At 46.9% G+C, this 19,095-nt stretch carries 16 protein-coding genes and 1 other annotated feature; of the genes, 4 read left to right on the top strand and 12 right to left on the bottom strand.

Annotated elements, in window-relative coordinates; translation table 11 throughout:
* Nucleotides 1-19 precede the first annotated feature (19 nt).
* From ACWJJ4_RS03525 to ACWJJ4_RS03500, 6 genes are all read right to left on the bottom strand, one after another.
* A complete protein-coding gene (locus tag ACWJJ4_RS03525) occupies nt 20-1,354 on the bottom strand; it encodes a nucleotide sugar dehydrogenase (RefSeq protein ID WP_003151628.1) in 1,335 nt (444 codons plus the stop codon).
* A gap of 264 nt (nt 1,355-1,618) precedes the next feature.
* The gene (locus ACWJJ4_RS03520; protein ID WP_077722864.1) at nt 1,619-2,899 is read right to left on the bottom strand and encodes a M28 family peptidase; all 1,281 of its coding nucleotides are present in this window, start codon (nt 2,897-2,899) and stop codon (nt 1,619-1,621) included.
* 168 nt (nt 2,900-3,067) lie between these two features.
* Entirely contained in the window at nt 3,068-4,360 is a 1,293-nt protein-coding gene (eno, locus tag ACWJJ4_RS03515; protein ID WP_007409956.1) for a phosphopyruvate hydratase, read from the bottom strand.
* A gap of 27 nt (nt 4,361-4,387) precedes the next feature.
* The gene (gpmI, locus tag ACWJJ4_RS03510; protein ID WP_003151620.1) at nt 4,388-5,923 is read right to left on the bottom strand and encodes a 2,3-bisphosphoglycerate-independent phosphoglycerate mutase; all 1,536 of its coding nucleotides are present in this window, start codon (nt 5,921-5,923) and stop codon (nt 4,388-4,390) included.
* Nucleotides 5,916-6,677, bottom strand: a complete 762-nt coding sequence (gene tpiA, locus ACWJJ4_RS03505; RefSeq protein WP_003151618.1) for a triose-phosphate isomerase — start codon at nt 6,675-6,677, stop codon at nt 5,916-5,918. The genes gpmI and tpiA overlap by 8 nt, the downstream gene beginning before the upstream one ends.
* A gap of 25 nt (nt 6,678-6,702) precedes the next feature.
* A complete protein-coding gene (locus ACWJJ4_RS03500) occupies nt 6,703-7,887 on the bottom strand; it encodes a phosphoglycerate kinase (protein ID WP_003151616.1) in 1,185 nt (394 codons plus the stop codon).
* Nucleotides 7,888-7,940: 53 nt separating this feature from the next.
* Here ACWJJ4_RS03500 and ACWJJ4_RS03495 point away from each other — a divergent pair, with 53 nt between their 5' ends.
* On the top strand, nt 7,941-8,093 hold the full coding sequence (locus ACWJJ4_RS03495; RefSeq protein WP_015387688.1) for a hypothetical protein: 153 nt from the start codon (nt 7,941-7,943) through the stop codon (nt 8,091-8,093).
* Nucleotides 8,094-8,206: 113 nt separating this feature from the next.
* Here ACWJJ4_RS03495 and gap read toward each other — a convergent pair whose 3' ends face one another.
* The 3 genes from gap to ACWJJ4_RS03480 all read right to left on the bottom strand — a co-directional run bounded on the left by gap (nt 8,207) and on the right by ACWJJ4_RS03480 (nt 11,941).
* Nucleotides 8,207-9,214 (bottom strand): type I glyceraldehyde-3-phosphate dehydrogenase, encoded by a 1,008-nt coding sequence (gene gap, locus ACWJJ4_RS03490; protein WP_003151611.1) that lies wholly within the window; start codon nt 9,212-9,214, stop codon nt 8,207-8,209.
* 33 nt (nt 9,215-9,247) lie between these two features.
* Entirely contained in the window at nt 9,248-10,282 is a 1,035-nt protein-coding gene (cggR, locus tag ACWJJ4_RS03485) for a gapA transcriptional regulator CggR (RefSeq protein WP_003151607.1), read from the bottom strand.
* A gap of 264 nt (nt 10,283-10,546) precedes the next feature.
* Entirely contained in the window at nt 10,547-11,941 is a 1,395-nt protein-coding gene (locus ACWJJ4_RS03480) for a sugar porter family MFS transporter (RefSeq protein ID WP_003151605.1), read from the bottom strand.
* 256 nt (nt 11,942-12,197) lie between these two features.
* Between ACWJJ4_RS03480 and ACWJJ4_RS03475 the strand changes: the two genes are divergently transcribed.
* A complete protein-coding gene (locus ACWJJ4_RS03475; RefSeq protein WP_070082402.1) occupies nt 12,198-13,286 on the top strand; it encodes a GntR family transcriptional regulator in 1,089 nt (362 codons plus the stop codon).
* Between the two features lie 35 nt (nt 13,287-13,321).
* On the opposite strand, the gene ACWJJ4_RS03470 is transcribed toward ACWJJ4_RS03475, so the two are convergent.
* The gene (locus ACWJJ4_RS03470; RefSeq protein ID WP_101562442.1) at nt 13,322-14,329 is read right to left on the bottom strand and encodes an LLM class flavin-dependent oxidoreductase; all 1,008 of its coding nucleotides are present in this window, start codon (nt 14,327-14,329) and stop codon (nt 13,322-13,324) included.
* 275 nt (nt 14,330-14,604) lie between these two features.
* Here ACWJJ4_RS03470 and ACWJJ4_RS03465 point away from each other — a divergent pair, with 275 nt between their 5' ends.
* A complete protein-coding gene (locus ACWJJ4_RS03465) occupies nt 14,605-15,012 on the top strand; it encodes a hypothetical protein (RefSeq protein WP_003151600.1) in 408 nt (135 codons plus the stop codon).
* A gap of 31 nt (nt 15,013-15,043) precedes the next feature.
* On the opposite strand, the gene ACWJJ4_RS03460 is transcribed toward ACWJJ4_RS03465, so the two are convergent.
* Nucleotides 15,044-15,922, bottom strand: a complete 879-nt coding sequence (locus ACWJJ4_RS03460; RefSeq protein WP_172614982.1) for a LysR family transcriptional regulator — start codon at nt 15,920-15,922, stop codon at nt 15,044-15,046.
* A gap of 97 nt (nt 15,923-16,019) precedes the next feature.
* On the opposite strand from ACWJJ4_RS03460, the gene ACWJJ4_RS03455 reads away from it, so the two are divergent.
* Nucleotides 16,020-16,937, top strand: coding sequence for a DMT family transporter (locus ACWJJ4_RS03455; protein ID WP_454021437.1), 918 nt, complete (start codon nt 16,020-16,022; stop codon nt 16,935-16,937).
* A gap of 34 nt (nt 16,938-16,971) precedes the next feature.
* Here ACWJJ4_RS03455 and ACWJJ4_RS03450 read toward each other — a convergent pair whose 3' ends face one another.
* Nucleotides 16,972-18,312, bottom strand: coding sequence for an amino acid permease (locus tag ACWJJ4_RS03450; RefSeq protein ID WP_003151592.1), 1,341 nt, complete (start codon nt 18,310-18,312; stop codon nt 16,972-16,974).
* A gap of 62 nt (nt 18,313-18,374) precedes the next feature.
* Nucleotides 18,375-18,614: a binding site (T-box leader), on the bottom strand.
* Nucleotides 18,615-19,095 lie beyond the last annotated feature (481 nt).

The raw sequence follows: 19,095 nt of genomic DNA, 5'->3' as shown, positions 1-19,095 counted from the left end.
TACTAATGACCGTTCCCTCCTATAAAGTGACAACTCTGCAATTGTCGGCTGATTTTTCCCTGCATACATTTCTTGTGTCAAAGATAATCGGTGAGGCATCCTTCAAAATACTGTAGTCGATTACATCGTGATCTGTATGAATGATGATGACGTCGTACTGATTGATTTGTTCTTTTGTGAAAGGGACAGATTGTTTGCGGCTTCCGTCATTCAAGCGGATCTCGCTGATAAACGGATCATGATAATCAATCGCGCATCCCTTGTCCATCAATTCTTCCATTATCGTAAACACTGAGGATTCACGCGGGTCATTTGTATTTTTTTTATAAGCGGCCCCTATTATTAAGATGCTGCATTTGTCTTTGCCCGCCAGTTTCAAAGCATAGTCAGAGACAGAAATCGGCATGTTAGAATTGATTTCGTCCGCCAGATCAATTAATTTTGTCTGCAGTCCTTTTTCATTCGCAATCCATTTGAAGTAAAAAGGATCAATCGGGATACAATGGCCTCCGACTCCGGGGCCAGGGATAAATTTTTGAAAGCCGAACGGCTTCGTGTCCGCCGCGCAGATGACTTCCCATATATCAATATCAAGTTCACGGCAATTAAGCGCCATTTCATTGATAAGAGCTATATTGACATAACGATAAGTATTCTCTAGGAGTTTAGCTGTTTCAGCTACTTCGGGTGAGGTGACCGGGTGAATGCTTGTAACAATGGTGTTGTAAAACGCTGAGGCAAGTTCTGTGCAAGTCTGTGTGGTTCCGCCGACTACTTTAGGAATATCTGAAACTTCATATTGCCTGTTGCCCGGATCGATTCTTTCCGGAGAATAAGCCGTAAAAAAGTCTGTTCCTATTTTCATGCCGCGGCTTGATGCCATTCTGTCGGCAATCTTTTTTTTCGTTGTTCCGGGATAGGTGGTGCTTTCTAAAATTAAAAGCTGATGCTGCCTTCCATAAGCAATCATGCTGTCAACTGCACTGTCGATGTAGGTTAAATCGGGGATCTTGTCTTTTTTGTTCAGGGGTGTCGGCACACATATCACAATGATGTCGCATTTTTGGATGAGCGACATGTCGGCGCTGATTTGAAAGCGTTTTGTTTGTAAAGCCGAGTTCAGTCTGCCGTCCTCTATATCTTGAATATGGCTGCTTCCGGCGGCTAACAAGGAAACCTTTTCACTGTTTTTGTCGAATCCGATCACATTGTATCCTTTATCGACACATTCCAGCGCAAGAGGAAATCCCACATATCCCATGCCTAACACGCCTACTATCGCCTGCTTCGTTTCAATCAGATGTAACAGCCGTTTTTGACCAAGGTTGCTGGCTTCTTTTGTGACAGTATTCATTTTTCGCCCCCTAATAGATAGAAAAGAGTATTGTTTTTTACAATTTAAAACAAATATCGATCGATATCGCAATTATAACAAAAGTTAAAATTTGATAAATGAGTTTTACATCCTTTTGTGAATTAGGTATTATCTATTTATTTTTCTTTTATTTGTAAAATAAAATCCTGTTAAATGGTATATATCTGGTAACGAGTGAGAAAATCTCCCTTAATTGGTAGAATATACAGAAAATAATATAAAAAACAGGCCGAAGCCTGTTTTTTATTCTTTCATTGCCTCAGTTACTGCCGCGGAAACGAGTGCCCCAGCTTTCTCTAGCCGTTCTTTGCTGATGTGTTTCATATTATCATTTTCGGTGTGGTACCAGGGCCCCGGCTCCTGTGTATCGGGGCTGAGCCAAATCCAGTTAGCCGACGGAATCCCCGCTTCATAAAAAGAGACATGGTCTGAGTAACCGAGCTGAATCAGGTTTGGCTTGACCAACCGGGATTTTTCAGCGGCTTTTTCAGCGTACCGGACACTCGGGTTTTCCCTGCCGTCAGGAGTCGTGACACACATTTGACTCGCTTCTTCCCAGTCAGTCGCAATCATATCGGCATTAAAATTGGCCTGGCTGTGCTTTCTTTCATTGTTCGTGAGTGTACTGACGTAATAAGATGAACCCGCAGACCATAATTCTTCTGCACCGAACAGGATAAAGCGGATCTCTTTGTCTTTCGGTATGTGTGTCAATTGCTTGCTGATTTCCAGAACGGCAGATGTGCCTGAGGCGTTATCATCCGCTCCGGGCGCGCCTTTTACGCTGTCATAATGCGCTGTGACATAAATAATATCAGCATCAGAAGAGTTGGCCTGTGCCGCTTTGCGCGTTCCTATGATATTTTGTGAGGTGCGGTTTTTATAGTTTTTAAATTGAATGACTGCCTGCTTTTCCTGCAGCAATGCTTCACCGTCTTCTTTTTTCATACCCGCCGCCGGTATCGTGATTCCTTTATCGGTCTGCGGACGGACGGCGAGCGGTTTTGTTGTCTGATTATAAATAATGACTGCTTTGGCTCCCGCTTGTTCGGCATGTTTGATCTTTTGAGAAACGGGGATCTTTCCTTCGCGTATCACTGCAATCTTTCCTTTGGCTCCTGTTACGTCATTGCGTGATCCGCAGCCGCCGTCAAAAATCCCGCCTTCTATTTTGAGCTCTTTTTCAACAGCGGATTGATCAGCGGAGCGGAGCGGGAATTCATGATCTCCCGCTGTGACTGAACCTGAAAAGTACTTTTTCAATGGAAATGACTGTACTTTGACACTGGCGCCCTGAGCCCGCAGACGATTCGATATGTATTCAGCCGCTTCCTTTTCTTTCGCGGTTCCGGTTTCCCGCGGCCCGATGGTTTCACTCAGATCATGCATAGTGTCCAATGCCTCATCGGCATCAAAAACCGGCTCGGTCACGGCTGAATAAGCATGGGTTTCGGACAGCGGTCCGGCAGATGCGCCCCATATGACGCTTGCTGCCACCGCGGCTGACATAAATGAAAATTTCATCATAATCCCTCCTCTTATTAACACCTCTTCCCTTTCGATTGAAGAACACTGATTCCTTTAAAAAGGGGAAAAATGAATATTATTGACCAAATGAAGATGGAGAAAAAGGAGGGAAAAGCCCGGGAACATAAAAAAACGCCGGGAGATATTCTCCCGGCGTCCATTACATTACTTATTTAAGTTATAGAAAGAGTTGATACCGTGGTATTGAGCAGTTTCAGCCAACTGATCTTCGATGCGAAGAAGCTGGTTGTATTTCGCAACACGGTCCGTACGGGACGGAGCACCTGTTTTGATTTGTCCTGCATTAGTTGCCACAGCGATGTCAGCGATTGTGCTGTCTTCAGTTTCACCGGAACGGTGAGAGATAACGGCAGTGTAGCCCGCGCGTTTCGCCATTTCGATCGCATCGAATGTTTCAGTCAATGTACCGATTTGGTTTACTTTGATCAGGATAGAGTTGCCTACGCCGTTTTTGATACCTTCAGCAAGCTTTTTCGTGTTTGTAACGAAAAGGTCGTCACCGACAAGCTGAACTTTTTTGCCAAGACGCTCTGTAAGAAGTTTGTGGCCTTCCCAGTCGTTCTCGTCAAGTCCGTCTTCGATAGAGATGATTGGGTATTTAGAAACCATTTCTTCGTACCAGTCAACCATTTCAGCAGATGTTTTCACAACGCCTTCGCCAGACAGATGGTATTTGCCGTCTTCTTTGTTGTAGAACTCAGAAGATGCAGCATCCATAGCAAGCTTCACTTCTTCGCCAGGTTTGAAGCCGGCTTTTTCGATTGCTTCAACGATTGTTTGAAGCGCTTCTTCGTTAGAACCAAGGTTCGGAGCGAAACCGCCTTCGTCACCTACAGCTGTGTTCATTCCTTTAGCAGAAAGAACTGATTTCAGGCTGTGGAAGATTTGAGCGCCCATGCGAAGCGCTTCACGGAAGTTAGGCGCGCCTACAGGCATAATCATGAATTCTTGAATGTCTACGTTGTTGTCAGCATGCTCTCCGCCGTTTACGATGTTCATCATCGGTACAGGAAGCGTTTTTGAGTTGAATCCTCCAAGGTATTGGTAAAGAGGAATCTGTAAGAAATCAGCAGCTGCGCGCGCACAAGCCATAGATACGCCAAGGATTGCGTTCGCACCGAGTTTGCCTTTGTTTTCAGTTCCGTCAAGCTCGATTAAAAGCTGATCGATTGCGTTTTGTTCAGTTACGTCAAAGCCGAGAAGCTCTGGAGAAATGATTTCGTTTACGTTGTTAACAGCAGTTAACACGCCTTTTCCAAGGTAACGGTCTTTGTCGCCGTCACGAAGCTCAACCGCTTCGTATTCACCTGTAGAAGCTCCGCTTGGCACTAATGCGCGGCCGAAAGCTCCTGTTTCTGTATATACTTCAACTTCAACTGTCGGGTTGCCGCGGGAGTCAAGGACTTCGCGTGCATAAACATCAACAATATATGGCATGAGTTTGTCTCTCCTTTTGATTTACGCTTATTTTTGAATTAAAGATGTTCCGGTCATTTCTTTTGGTTTTTCAACACCGAGAAGGTCTAATAACGTTGGTGCGAGGTCGCCTAGGATTCCGCCTTCGCGCAGCGTCACGCCTTCTTTCGTCACAATGACAGGGACTGGGTTTGTCGTATGGGCAGTGTGCGGTTCGCCTGTTTCTGTAATCAGAATGTCCGCATTACCGTGATCAGCGGTAATGATGGCATGTCCGCCTTTAGCGATAATGGCGTCAACCACTTCGCCTAAGCATTCGTCCACTGCTTCAATTGCTTTAATCGTCGGTTCGACCATTCCGGAGTGGCCGACCATGTCAGGGTTTGCAAAGTTCAGGATGATCGCGTCGTGCTTGTCAGCCGCGATTTCTTTTACAAGAGCATCCTTCACTTCATACGCGCTCATTTCAGGCTTCAGGTCATATGTCGCGACCTTCGGCGAGTTAATGAGGATGCGCTCTTCGCCCGGGAATTCTTCTTCGCGGCCGCCGCTCATAAAGAACGTAACGTGCGGATACTTTTCAGTTTCTGCAATGCGAAGCTGTTTTAACCCGTGCTGTGCTAATACTTCACCGACCGTATTGTCAAGGTTTACCGGTTTAAAAGCCACATATCCGTCAACAGATTCACTGAAGTGAGTCAGGCAGACGAAATACAGGTTTTTCGGATGATTTTCACCGCGGTCGAAATCGCGGAAATCTTTGTTGGTAAACGTGTTTGAAATCTGGATGGCGCGGTCTGGTCTGAAATTATAGAAAATCACAGAATCGCCGTCATGAATTTTCGCAACGGGTTCACCGTTTTCTTTTGTGATGACGGACGGAATGACGAATTCATCATGAATGCCGTTCGCATAAGAATCGTCGACTACATCCATCGCGCTGCGGTAAGACGGGCCTTCGCCGTAAGCCATTGCGCGGTACGCTTTTTCCACACGGTCCCAGCGTTTGTCGCGGTCCATGGAGTAGTAGCGTCCGGAAATGCTGGCGATTTCGCCGACACCGATTTCTTCGATCTGCTCATTCAGCTGCTGAATGTAAGTTTTCGCCGTTTGCGGACCTACATCGCGGCCGTCGAGGAAACCGTGAATATACACCTTCGTCAGTCCTTCACTTTTCGCAAGTTTCAGCAGCGCGAATAAATGATTGATGTGACTGTGTACGCCTCCGTCAGAAAGAAGGCCGAACAGGTGCAGCGCTTTGTCGTTGTCTTTCGCGTTTTTGATGGCGTCAAGGAACGTTTGATTGCGTTCGAATTCGCCTTCGCGGATGGCAACGTTCACGCGTGTTAAGCTTTGGTACACAATACGTCCGGCGCCGATATTCAAATGACCGACCTCAGAGTTCCCCATCTGTCCTTCAGGCAGTCCGACTGCTTCGCCTGATGCCGTCAGCGTCTGATGAGGGTATTGGTTCCAATAACGGTCGAAATTCGGTTTTTTCGCTTGTGCGACTGCGTTTCCGACTGTTTCATTGCGTAATCCGAACCCATCAAGAATGATGAGTGCAGCTGGTTTTTTACTCATATTGACCTTCCTCCAATAATTGAACGAATGACTGCGGTTCAAGGCTTGCGCCGCCGACCAAAGCACCGTCAATATCGGACTCTGCCATATATTCTTTAATATTTGCAGGTTTTACGCTGCCGCCGTATTGAATGCGGAGCTTGTCAGCAGTTTCCTGGCTGAAGCTTTCAGCAACGACTTTACGGATATGCGCGCAGACGTCGTTTGCATCTTTCGCTGTAGAAGATTTGCCTGTTCCGATTGCCCAGATTGGCTCGTACGCAATAACGGAAGCGGCAACTTGCTCTTCAGAAAGACCCGCAAGCCCTTTTTTCACTTGATCGGCAACAAGATCATTTGTTTTTCCGGCTTCGCGCTCTTCAAGCGTTTCACCTACGCAAATGATCGGCACAATGCCGTGTTTGAAAGCGGCATGCGCTTTTTTGTTAACTGTTTCATCAGTTTCAGCGAACATTTCACGGCGCTCAGAGTGTCCGATGACGCAGTAATCCACGCCAAGGTCTTTCAGAGCGACCGGGCTGATTTCACCTGTGAACGCACCGTTTTCTTCAAAATGCATGTTTTGGGCGCCGACTTTCAGGTCAGTTCCTTTAACAGCAGAAGTCAGCTTTTCTAAGAAAAGAGCTGGTGCGCAAACAACGGCTTCCGCTTTGTCTGCTGCTGGAATGGAAGATTTCACTTCTTCAACGAAGCTGACAGCCTCGCCGAGTGTTTTGTTCATTTTCCAGTTACCGGCTATAATTGGTTTTCTCATCTGTTCCACTTCCTTATAGCAGTTTTTATTTATCGTTCAGCGCAGCTACACCCGGAAGCTCTTTGCCTTCCATGAATTCAAGGGATGCGCCGCCGCCTGTTGAGATATGGCTCATTTTGTCAGCAAGGCCGAATTTTTCAACGGCTGCCGCAGAGTCTCCTCCGCCGATGACAGAGTATGTATCGTTTGCCTCTGCCAATGCTTCAGCCACTGCTTTTGTGCCTTGAGCGAACAAGTCGATTTCGAATACGCCCATCGGTCCGTTCCATACGACAAGTTTGCTGTTTTTGATAACTTCAGCGTACGTTTCGCGGGTTTTCGTACCGATGTCGATCGCTTCTAAATCACTTGGGATCTCAGAGATCGGCACGATTTGAACGTTTGCATCGTTAGAGAAATCATCAGCAACGAGAACGTCTTCCGGCATATAGAATTTAACGCCTTTTTCTTTCGCGCGGTCCATGAATGATTTTGCAAGTTCGATTTTATCTTCTTCAAGAAGAGATTTACCGACTTCATAGCCAAGCGCTTTTACGAATGTGTAAGCAAGACCTCCGCCGATGATCAGGTTGTCCACTTTATCAAGCAGACTTTCGATTACGCCGATTTTGTCTTTTACTTTCGCGCCGCCGATGATTGCCGTAAACGGGCGCTCAGGATTTGTCACGGCTTTGCCGAGAACGTCAAGCTCTTTTTCCATCAGGAATCCTGCAACCGCCGGCAGATGCTCGGCAATTCCGGCTGTAGATGCGTGAGCACGGTGGGCAGCACCGAATGCGTCATTGACATATACATCCGCAAGCTCAGCAAATGCTTTAGCAAGCTCAGGATCGTTTTTCTCTTCACCAGGGTAGAAACGTACGTTTTCCAATACAAGAACGTCTCCGTCCTTCATATCAGAAATTTGTGCTTTTACAGCATCGCCGTAAGCTTCATCCGCTTTTTTCACTTCTTTTCCGAGCAGTTCGCCTAAGCGTGCAGCGACAGGAGTTAAACGAAGCTCCTCAACCACTTCGCCTTTCGGGCGGCCTAAGTGGCTCGCAAGAAGGACTTTCGCGCCTTGGTCTGCAAGGTGTTTGATTGTTGGAAGCGCAGCTCGGATACGAGTATCGTCTGTTACTTCCCCGTCTTTCATTGGAACGTTAAAGTCAACGCGGCAGAATACGACTTTGCCTTTTACGTCGATGTCTTTTACTGTTTTTTTATTCATGCCTTAGGAGATCCTCCTTCAAAATGGTTTGCATAGCACGAAAAACGTGAAACGTGAAACCGCCTCATGATGCTTCCGCCGCGGGGCAGATTGCAGCTTCCGGGCACGGGGCAGATCGTCTTCTGAGCCAGGGCAGGCGGCCGAAAACGAAAGTGCCGCGGAAACTTCAAAACGCGGACGTTCTGCAGCAATCCGGCGCTTTCTGAAAGCCGGTTCTCATGGAAAAAGGGAAAGGGAGTCCGTCCCCTTCCCTTGTCCGCTTTCATTATAGCGTTTCTGTCCGAAAGAACCAAGTCCGGCCCTTTCCGGGAGCTATGAATTAAAGACCTTGTTTTGCGATGTAAGCTGCAAGGTCAACAACGCGGTTAGAGTAGCCGCTTTCGTTATCGTACCAAGAGATTACTTTTACCATGCTGCCTTCCATAACCATTGTAGAAAGAGCATCGATTGTAGAAGAGTTAGCATTGCCGTTGTAGTCTCCGGATACTAATGGCTCTTCGCTGTATCCAAGGATTCCTTTAAGATCGCCTTCTGCCGCTTCTTTAAGAGCTGCGTTTACGTCTTCAGCCGTTACGTCTTTGTTAAGTTCAGCAACTAGGTCAACAAGAGAAACGTTTGGAGTCGGCACACGCATAGCTCCGCCGTTCAGTTTGCCTTTCAGTTCAGGAAGAACAAGGGAAACTGCTTTAGCAGCACCAGTTGATGTAGGAATGATGTTTTCAGCTGCTGCACGCGCACGACGGTAGTCTTTGTGCGGAAGATCAAGAATTTGCTGATCGTTTGTGTAAGAGTGAACAGTTGTCATCATACCGCGTTTGATGCCGAATTTGTCGTTAAGTACTTTTGCAAACGGCGCAAGGCAGTTTGTTGTGCAAGATGCGTTAGAGATAACATGGTGGTTAGCCGCATCGTATTTGTCTTCGTTAACACCCATAACGATTGTGATATCTTCTTCGTTAGCAGGTGCAGAGATGATAACTTTTTTCGCGCCTGCTTCTAAGTGTTTCGCAGCGTCTGCGCGTTTTGTGAAGAAACCAGTAGATTCAACTACGATTTCAACGCCTTGTTTGCCCCAGCTGAGTTTCGCAGGATCGCGCTCAGCAGAAACTTCGATTGTTTTGCCGTTAACAACAAGGTTGCTGCCGTCAACTTTAACTTCTGCATCTAATTTTCCGTGTACGGAATCATATTGTAAAAGATGAGCAAGCATGTTAGCGTCTGTTAAATCGTTAACTGCTACTACCTCAACTTCAGGATTGTTTAATGCTGCGCGGAATACGTTACGTCCAATACGACCAAAACCGTTAATACCGACTTTTACTGCCATGATTATTTCCTCCTTTAAATAAGTGAGAGATATTTATATTGAGGGACTGTTATCCCTTAATAACTTCTTTGCGGCTCCTTCGTCCGTGACGAGAACCGTGTTTCGCTGCTTTTTAAAATAAGCTTCGATTGCTTCCGCTTTTGATGATCCGCCCGCTACCGCAATAATGTCGGGAATGGCATCGAGGTCATCGAGCTGCATTCCGACTGAATGCACCTTGTGAACGACTTCTCCGTCCGCATTAAAGTAGTAGCCGAATGCCTCTGTCACCGCATGATTGTCATCTATTTTCTTCAAATCTTCCAAAGGCGTGTTTCTTCGCTCCGCCATTGTTCTAGCTTCGCCGATTCCGTGAACGAGCATACTCGCTGATTTAATCGTGTGAAGCACCTCTTTTACGGAAGGTTCTTCAATAATAGATGAGTAGGCGCCTTGTGACAGCTGTCCGGGAACGAACAAAAGCCGGTAAGTGCCTGAAGCCTTTTCCGCCATATGCGCGCATATGGTGTTCGCCTGGTTTTTCACGTCTTCGCCTAAACCGCCTCTTGCGGGCACAAACAGGAGCTCGCGGTTTTTTGAATCCGGCGTCATCATATCGGCGACGGCTTCAATTGTCGTACCGCCGGTTACAGCGACGATATTTTTGCCTGAAAATCTCTTTTTCATACATGCAACGGCCGCTCTCCCTAATTCTTTTTTGACCCAAGGAGATTGGTCGCTGTCTCCGGAAACGATAATGGCGTCTTTCAGATTGAGCCGCTCTTTTAATGTCTTTTCCAAAAGCGTCAATCCTAAAACATCCTTCATCGTATCTTCCAGAATCGAAAGCAGTGAATAGCCCTCTTCCGTCATTGTCATGCCGTTTGTTTTAATATCGATGAGATTCTGTTCTTTCAAGAACTGAACCTCGCTTCTGAGAACGCGCTCGGTCAATCCGAGACTGGCTGCAAGACTTCTGCGGCCGATCGGTTCTGTAAGCCTGATATACTGCAAGATTTCAAATCTTTTCTGCATCACAAGCAAAAGATCAGGCAATAATTTTTTTTGAGCTTGTATTAACTGGTTCATGACTCAAACGTTCCTTCCTATTCATACTGGACAGAAAATGTCCCGCTATGACAAAAAACGTCCCATCATAGCCAAAAAAAATTATGTCTGCTTTCTTTAATTATTTTAACAGGATGACATTGTTAATTCAACTGTTAAAGGTCAATTCCTCGACATTCTTCGCAGGATTTACCAGTATCTCCTTGATACAGTCATTATATACAGAAACGGAATGAAGGTGACAGACAAAAGCCCGCCGGAGCGGACTTTTGTCGTAAAACGCTTTCATTTTATCCAGAGTTTTTCTATTTCTTCTAATGATTTATTTTTCGTCTCAGGGCAGATCGTCACGACAAACAAGAAACAGAGAATATTAATGACGGCGAATATCCAGAAGGTGTACGCGAGCCCCAACCCGCTGATCATCATCGGCACGAACTGGCCGATCGCCCAGTTGGCCCCCCATAAGAATATCGTCGCAATACCGGCGGCGCGTGCGCGGAGGTGGTTCGGAAAGATTTCCGAAATCATGATCCACGTAATCGGCCCGACTGATACGCAGAAAGCTGCGACGAATCCCAATATGATGACGACTAAAGCCGGACCGCTCGCCAGCTGAAAATAAAAGGATGCCCCGATTAAGATCATGAACAGCGCCATAAAGGCAGATCCGACCCCCATCAGCTTTTTCCGGCCTACCTTATCGACTAAAAGAACCGCGATAATGGTGAAAATCACTTCAACGACACCGACGATGCATGTCGTGATAAACCCCGCATTCTGTCCGAAGCCCATCATTTTGAAAATTTCCGGCCCGTAATACGTAATTGCGTTCATGCCGATGACCTGATTGAATAAAGCCAGCAGAATCCCGATCACAAGCGCTTTTCTCAGCCCCGGTTTAAACAGCTGAGACAATGAACCCATTTTTTCTAATTGTAAAGACGTTTCGATTTGTTTGATTTCTTCTTTCGCGGTCTGCTCGCCGTTAATGCGCGTCAGCACGGCGAGGGCTTCATTCCGGCGCCCCGCTTTCGCAAGCCAGCGCGGACTTTCCGGCACGATAAGCAGCACGATAAAAAAGATGACGGACGGAATCATGCCGTAAGCGAGCATCCACCGCCAGCCGGTGTGCACCCCCCATTCATACGAGCCGGACTGCTGGACGGCGAGGTTAATAAAATAAGTGCCGGATATCCCTAATATCGTAAACAGCTGATACAGTGAAGACAGACTGCCGCGTATGGCCGGCGGAGCCGCTTCGGTAATATACGTGACAGAAAGCGAGGAGCCCATGCCGATTCCGAGACCGCCGATGACTCTGGCGATCACTAAGGAAGACACACTTTGAGAAAGCGCAGAGACAACCGCTGACACCGCAAACAACAGAGCCGCTGCCATCAAAATCTTTCTCCGTCCGAACCGGTCACTCAAAAATCCGGAAATTCCGACGCCGAAAACACCGCCGATCATAATGCTTGAAATCACGAGCCCTTCCATAAAAGGACTTAAGCGGTACAAATCTTTCAGGAAACCGATGGCGCCGGAAATCACCGCCGTGTCATAACCGTACAAAAGCCCTCCCAGTCCGGCCGCGCATGAGATGAGAATGACAAACCACTTCGAATGCTGCCGAGTGACAGGTACATTTGAGCCAATTGGTGCCGGGTGATTCTTCATGAATTTTACCCTCCCGCGAATAATAGAATAAAAACGCTTACAAAACAGAGTGCGGCGCTTGATGTTACTTTGTTTTCTTCAGAACCGCCACATTTGTACGTACTTATAAAGAATTTTATCTAAAAATAAGGAAAATTAGTACGTACAAATAAAGAATAAGCAGTTTTTCATAATCTGTCAATTATTTTTACAGCTTGATGAAAGGGCTTACTATGTTATACTGGAATTTGTCCGTATACATTTTGGAGGAATTGATATGCTACCGAAATATGCTCAAGTAAAAGAAGAAATTTGTTCATGGCTGAATCAAGGAAAAGTACAGCCGGACGAAAAGCTGCCTACGGAAAATGAGCTGATGCAGCAGTTCGGGGTCAGCCGCCATACCATCAGAAAGGCGATCGGAGATTTGGTCTCGCAGGGGCTGCTGTACAGCGTTCAGGGCGGAGGCACCTTTGTCGCTTCACGCACGGCGAAATCAGCCATGCATTCAAACAAAACGATCGGTGTCATTACAACGTACATATCAGACTATATTTTCCCGAGCATCATCAGGGGAATTGAATCTTATTTAAGCGAACAGGGCTATTCCATGCTGCTGACGAGCACCAACAACAATACAGAAAGTGAGCGGCGCGGCCTTGAAAACCTGCTGTCCAAAAATATAGACGGGCTGATTGTCGAGCCTACGAAAAGCGCGCTGCAGACGCCCAACATCGGCTACTATCTCAACCTGGAGAAAAACGGCATTCCGTTTGCCATGATTAACGCCTCTTATGCGGAGCTGGCCGCACCGAGCTTTTCCGTCAATGATGTCAAAGGCGGCATGATGGCTTGCGAATACGTCATGTCCCTCGGCCACACGCACATTATGGGTATCTTTAAAGCGGATGACACGCAGGGCGTCAAACGGATGAACGGCTATCTTCAGGCGCACCGGGAGCGCGGGATTTTCCCGTCTCCGGACATGATCGTGACTTATACGACTGAGGAAAAAGAAACCGTGCTTCTGCAAAAAATTAAGCATACCCTTGAGCAAAACAGCGGATCATACCCGACGGCCATTCTTTGTTATAATGATGAAATTGCGCTGAAGACGATTAATCTTCTCAGAGAATTCGGCTTAAAGGTGCCTGATGACGTATCGGTCATGGGCTATGACGATTCACATTTCGCCCAGATTTCCGAGGTGAAGCTCACCTCTGTCAAGCATCCGAAATCCATTATGGGGAAAGCGGCGGCAAAATACGTCATCGACTGCTTAGAGCATAAAAAACCGAAGAAGGATGACGTCGTGTATGAACCGGAACTCGTCATCCGGAATTCAGTCAGGCGGATCGGCGAATGAAAAAAGCAATGTGCGCGGCACATTGCTTTTTTTGCTCAGCTGTTTTTTAATTCGGCAATGATCTCAAATGATCTCATTCTGTCGGCATGCTCAAAGCTTTCTGAATTGACCATGATTTCATCCGCCTGTGTGGTCCGGATGAAGCTTTCCAGCTTTTCCTTCACACGCTCCGGTCCGCCGACGATCGTTGAACTGAGCTGTTCATTGACCATCGCTTTTTCATACGGCGACCAGATTTGATCCATGTCTTCAACAGGAGGCTTCAGCTGGTTCGGCGTGCCGCGGACGAGGTCTAAAAATCTTTGATAATGCGATGTCGCCAGATGCTCCGCCTTTTCATCCGTATCGGCGGCAATGACGGTGACGCCGACCATCGCGTACGGTTGATCCAGTACGTCTGACGGACGGAAGGAGCTTCGGTACAGCTCAAGGGCGGGCACGGTGTTTTTCGGTGAGAAGTGAGCCGCAAAGGCGAACGGAAGCCCGAGCTCTCCCGCAAGACGCGCGCTGAAGCCGCTCGATCCCAAAAGCCAAATCGGCACGTCCAGCCCTTCGCCCGGAATGGCGCGGACTTGATTGCGCACATTGCCTGTCGGTTTGAAGTAATTTCTCAATTCTTCAAGCTGCTCCGGGAAATCCTCCCCGCTGTTTATGTTTCTTCTTAAGGCCCTCGCCGTTAATTGGTCGGTACCCGGCGCACGCCCGAGTCCGAGGTCAATCCGCCCCGGATATAACGTTTCAAGGGTTCCGAATTGCTCCGCGATTATAAGTGACGAATGATTCGGCAGCATAATGCCCCCTGAACCGACGCGGATTTTTTTCGTGCCGCCGGCGATGTGGCCGATCAGCACCGCCGTTGCCGAGCTGGCGACTCCTTCTATATTATGATGCTCCGCAAGCCAATAGCGGTTATAGCCCCACTCCTCGGCGCGGCGCGCTAAATCCATGCTGTTGCGGAACGATTCAGCAACCGTTCCCCCCTGTACGACCGGCGATAAATTCAATACGGAAAACGCAGTATCTTTCAATGTATGTTCAGCCATCGTTTTCTCCTTTATGGTTTAGTGTAAGCAGATCTTAAACAAGGTCTCTACCACACACCTTACCACAGCTTTTCCCGTGAGTTAAACAATTTGATTCGATGATCTTCGAACAATCAGTCAGCGGTCGTCACTAGTGAACTCTGTATGAATGAATCTATTACATTCAGATATGAAGAGCTTTTCATCCTATAAAAGTGAAAATCTCTCGTTGAAAAAACATATCCAATAATGTTAAGATATGTATGATATTGAATAGGAAGGAAGTCATAGTCTATATGCGTAAAAAAATCTTAATGGCACTCACCACAGCTTTACTGGCAGCAATCTTCTTTACCGGAAACACCGATAAGGCATATGCCGCAGACTTTTATTCCGGCACTCAGCAGCATTTAAATGTAAGCGGATTTACCGATGCCTCCTACTACACGAAAAAAGCGAAAAGTGTCGATTTTACTCTCAGTACAGCGTATCCGTCAGATCGAACTTTTAAAGGAAACCTATACTTACAGCGAAAGTCAGGAAAGAAATGGACGACTTGCAAAAAAACAACCTTTTCTTTCTCAGTAAGGGTGACTAAGTCATTCTCTTTAAAAGGATGCAAGACAGGTTATTATCGTGTCAAAGCTACGTTCAGCGGTTCAAAACTTGTCAATACGACAAACTCTTTTAAAATTAACCGATAAGATTCAGGACCCTAAGATTTTTAGGGTCTTTTTATTCATTCTTTGTGAGCTCCTGCGCGATTTGAATAAAAAGTTTTGCAGCTAATGAAGCCTCTTTTACAGACGGAACGGCAAGCAGAACATCACGGTACACCGCCTGATTGAGTTCCCTTGTCACGACATTTTCCGGCAGCGATATTCCGGACATAGACATTTGTGATAATATCGCAATTCCCAGTCCCTCTTTGATCATGCTGATGGACGTATTGACGTTGTAAACAGTGAATGCGGCAGTCAGCACAGACCCTGCCTCCTTAAACATATCAATAAACGGTGATTCGTATCCTCCGTCACAGATGATCATCGGCTGGCGGTCAAGATCTTTCAGAGTGATAGACTCACAGCAGCAAAGCGGATGATCATTTCTAAGCACGACGGCCATTTTATCTTTTTTCAGCGGCAGATATTCCATGTCTTCCGTAGGAAAAAGAGTGATCCCCACGTCTATTACCCGGGAGCGGAGCCATTCCTTTACTTCGTTAACCGTTCCTTCATGAAGTACCAACTCAAGCTTCGGATACCGTTTTTTAAACATGCTGATCAGTTTTGGAATGAAATAAGCGGAAGCGGCCGGAAATGTGCCGATGTGAATCGTTCCCTGTTCAAGCCCTCTTTCCGCGGCCGCCAGCTGCTCGGCTTTTTCTATGCCTTTGAGCACCTCTCTGATATGAACGAGAATTTTTCCGCCCGTGTCCGTGAGCCTTACGCCGTTGCGGCGCTCGCGGATGATCAGCTTGATGCCGAGCTCTGACTCAAGCGCCGAGATGGCATGGCTGACGGCGGGCTGCGTCATATTCAGCGCCTGCCCCGCTTTTGTAAAGCTTCCCGTTTCAGCGATTTGAACAAAAACCCGCAGTTGTGTAATCGTCATAACGTTTTACTTATGCTCCTTATAAAAAAGATTCATTTTATTTATCTTACTGATTACCGTATCATATGATGGAATTGTTCTACAAGGAGTGAACGACGTGAAACAGCTTTCGAAAATACAGACGGCTCTTATGCTGGCGTTTCTAGTCACGGTATGGGGAATTAACTGGCCGCTGACAAAGGCCGCGCTTGCCTATTCGCCGCCTCTTCTGTTTGCCGGAATCCGCACGCTGATCGGCGGACTTCTATTATTAATGGTGGCGCTGCCCCGTTTTAAAAAGCTGCGTTTTAAAGAAACGTGGCCGATCTATCTGATTTCTGCCATTTTAAATATTACTTTATTTTACGGCCTGCAAACGGTCGGATTGAATTACCTGCCTGCCGGCTTATTTTCAGCCATCGTGTTTTTCCAGCCGGTGTTAATGGGCGTTTTTTCTTGGCTGTGGCTCGGGGAAGCGATGTATCCTTTAAAAATAGCCGGTCTTATTCTGGGCTTTGCCGGTGTCGCCGTCATCAGCGCAGCCGGTTTCGGAGGCCATATTTCCATCGCCGGCATTCTTTTGGCTCTAGGCTCCGCAGTCAGCTGGGCGCTCGGCACGGTATATGTGAAAAGAACGGGCGGACGGGCGGACTCTATCTGGATGGTCGCTCTTCAGCTTCTGATCGGCGGCGTGCTGCTTGTCAGCTACGGCCATTTTTCAGAAAGCTTTTCAGCGATTCAATGGAAAGCTCCGTTCATTCTCAGCCTTCTGTTCATTTCGGTATTTGTCATCGCGCTCGGCTGGCTCGCCTTTTTTACGCTTGTCGGTTCAGGGGAAGCAAGCAAGGTTGCCTCTTACACCTTCCTGATCCCCCTCATATCCATTGTCGTCAGCTCGATATTTCTGCATGAGCCGCTGACCGTCAGCCTTTTAGCCGGACTGCTTCTGATCGTCACAAGCATTTGTTTTGTGAATATAACACCGAAGAAACTGAAAACACCTGCTCTGGCCGCAGAAAAAAAGGCCGTTCATTAAAAAAACTCTTGCCGCGGGGCAAGAGTTTTTTTATTTATTGACGTCTCCCTTTCACGAGATACGCAGCCGTAATGAGCAAGTAGATGGCCGCAGTGATGCATGTGATGACGATGGACGTCGTCGCAATTACGCCGATCAGGATGGCCAAAAGCGCAAGCACCGCGAACCATGTCGTGTACGGGAACCATTTGACGTAATAAGCCGGCTGTTCTGTTGAATGTTTTCTTGATTTTAAATGGGCGAATCCGATAATCAGCCAGATGAACAGCACGGTATAGCCGAGGGAACCCATCAAATAATTAAACGTCCGGCTTCCCGCAAATAATGAAATCAGGACGCCTACATATAAAAATGACGTACAAGTCAGAATCGCATAGACAGGAACCTTTTTCTTCGATAGTTTTGAAAAGATTTTCGGCACCCGGCCGTCAGAAGCCTGCGTAAATAAGACGCGGGATGATCCGTACAGTCCCGAGTTCATAGACGAGATAATCGCAAGAAGAATGACGGCATTCATAATATGGTCGGCACCCGGAATTCCGATCATCTTAAATACTATGACAAACGGGCTTTCGGGAACGCTGTTGACTTGATTCCAAGGAATCAGGCTGACGATGATGAAAAACGGCAGCAAGTAAAAAGCGACAATCCGCGTTAACGTGCTTCGGACAGCTTTCGGGATCACCTTTTCGGGATTTTTTGTCTCCGCCAGCGTGACGCCGATGATTTCCGTTCCTCCGTATGAGTAGATCACGACGAGCATCGCCGTAATGACGCCCCCCGCTCCATGCGGGAAAAACCCTCCGTGATCCGTTAAATGAGACAGCCCCGGCGCCGTGTGATTGCCGAATGAGAAAAATAATAGCAGAATTCCGCATAAAATAAAGATGACAATCACCGTAATTTTAATGAGCGCGAGCCAGTACTCCGTCTCGGCAAACAGTTTCACAGAAAGCATGTTTACGACCGTCACCACGATGGAAATGATCAAAGCCAGTATCCATATCGGACATTCCGGCAGCCAATATTGAATGAAAATGGCGGCTACGACCGCCTCCGCGGCAATATTGAGCACCCACATTTTCCAATAGATCCAGTCTAAAAAGTATGCAGCGTACGAACCGAGAGACTGCTGAACCAAATCACGGAACGTCCTTGCATGTTTGTTTCTGACGGCCATTTCGGCCAGCCCCTGCATAATAAACAGCAGAATGATTCCGCCGAGGAGGTAGGCCAGTAACACGGACGGCCCCGCTTCATCAATCGCCGTGCTGCTGCCTTTAAAGAGCCCGGCCCCGATTGCGCCTCCAAGCGCCATCATCATAATGTGTCTGGACGACATCGTCCGTTTTAACGTTTGCTTGTCCTTTTCCATCTATCACACGCCCTCTCGCAAAAAGTGTTCATCACATAAAAAAGCACGCCGCCTCTTTTTAGAAAAGAGACGGCGTGCCTCAGGCAGCCGCGGTACCACTCTTGTTGATCCCGAATATCCGGAATCCAGCTTAAAAACCTTTTAACGAAGGTCAGCCGTTAGGACATAGGGAATATTCCGACAATTCCGTTCCGCCCTGCCACTTCCGGGCGAGTTCAAAGAACAATCAGTCCGCGTTTCACCAACCCGCGGCTCTCTTTTTCTGACTGGATTCTTTTACTGCTCCCGTTCACAGTGTTTTATGTTAAATGAATCTCTTGAGTTTTTATTTTCTGAATATAGTAACATAATATACAGTCTTCTATTTTCAAAGTCAATACTAATTTTTGCCGCTGGTTTTCTTATCACCTATATAAGAAGACATTTTGACTGAACATGTTTATCTTCATATGAGGGTTGAGACGGCTCCTAATATGGCGTAATCGGCATATATGGACTGAGCGGCAAAAAGTTGGCAGAAATATGAAAGGTTACTCTTATTCCGGTACCTCAGCTTAGTAACTGTACACATTTCATTTCTAATAGTTCAACTCCAATGACCCCACAAGGTTCTATACCCGGAAGTCATATTCCATTTATTAAAGCTATTGACATGAAACCAATTCCACAAATTAAACTCGTGGAGAACACTAGTTGGCGTAACACGAAACAGTATAGATGCATTAGTGGCGTTACAGCTAGTGTTTTTGAGTTTTTAAAAGAAATTTACAGGATATAAATGAC

Source organism: Bacillus sp. JK62, from assembly GCF_053663455.1.
The sequence above is the reverse complement of the archived record's forward strand: the minus strand, read 5'-3'. Positions and strand labels throughout refer to the sequence as shown.

What these genes read in the sequence shown, in the direction of transcription:
- cggR (WP_003151607.1), bottom strand. Translation starts at nt 10,282, where the DNA reads ATGAACCAGTTAATACAAGCTCAAAAAAAATTATTGCCTGATCTTTTG.
- ACWJJ4_RS03465 (WP_003151600.1), top strand. Translation starts at nt 14,605, where the DNA reads ATGCGTAAAAAAATCTTAATGGCACTCACCACAGCTTTACTGGCAGCA.
- ACWJJ4_RS03470 (WP_101562442.1), bottom strand. Translation starts at nt 14,329, where the DNA reads ATGGCTGAACATACATTGAAAGATACTGCGTTTTCCGTATTGAATTTA.
- ACWJJ4_RS03525 (WP_003151628.1), bottom strand. Translation starts at nt 1,354, where the DNA reads ATGAATACTGTCACAAAAGAAGCCAGCAACCTTGGTCAAAAACGGCTG.
- ACWJJ4_RS03520 (WP_077722864.1), bottom strand. Translation starts at nt 2,899, where the DNA reads ATGAAATTTTCATTTATGTCAGCCGCGGTGGCAGCAAGCGTCATATGG.
- gap (WP_003151611.1), bottom strand. Translation starts at nt 9,214, where the DNA reads ATGGCAGTAAAAGTCGGTATTAACGGTTTTGGTCGTATTGGACGTAAC.
- ACWJJ4_RS03480 (WP_003151605.1), bottom strand. Translation starts at nt 11,941, where the DNA reads ATGAAGAATCACCCGGCACCAATTGGCTCAAATGTACCTGTCACTCGG.
- ACWJJ4_RS03450 (WP_003151592.1), bottom strand. Translation starts at nt 18,312, where the DNA reads ATGGAAAAGGACAAGCAAACGTTAAAACGGACGATGTCGTCCAGACAC.
- eno (WP_007409956.1), bottom strand. Translation starts at nt 4,360, where the DNA reads ATGCCATATATTGTTGATGTTTATGCACGCGAAGTCCTTGACTCCCGC.
- gpmI (WP_003151620.1), bottom strand. Translation starts at nt 5,923, where the DNA reads ATGAGTAAAAAACCAGCTGCACTCATCATTCTTGATGGGTTCGGATTA.
- ACWJJ4_RS03500 (WP_003151616.1), bottom strand. Translation starts at nt 7,887, where the DNA reads ATGAATAAAAAAACAGTAAAAGACATCGACGTAAAAGGCAAAGTCGTA.
- ACWJJ4_RS03475 (WP_070082402.1), top strand. Translation starts at nt 12,198, where the DNA reads ATGCTACCGAAATATGCTCAAGTAAAAGAAGAAATTTGTTCATGGCTG.
- tpiA (WP_003151618.1), bottom strand. Translation starts at nt 6,677, where the DNA reads ATGAGAAAACCAATTATAGCCGGTAACTGGAAAATGAACAAAACACTC.
- ACWJJ4_RS03460 (WP_172614982.1), bottom strand. Translation starts at nt 15,922, where the DNA reads ATGACGATTACACAACTGCGGGTTTTTGTTCAAATCGCTGAAACGGGA.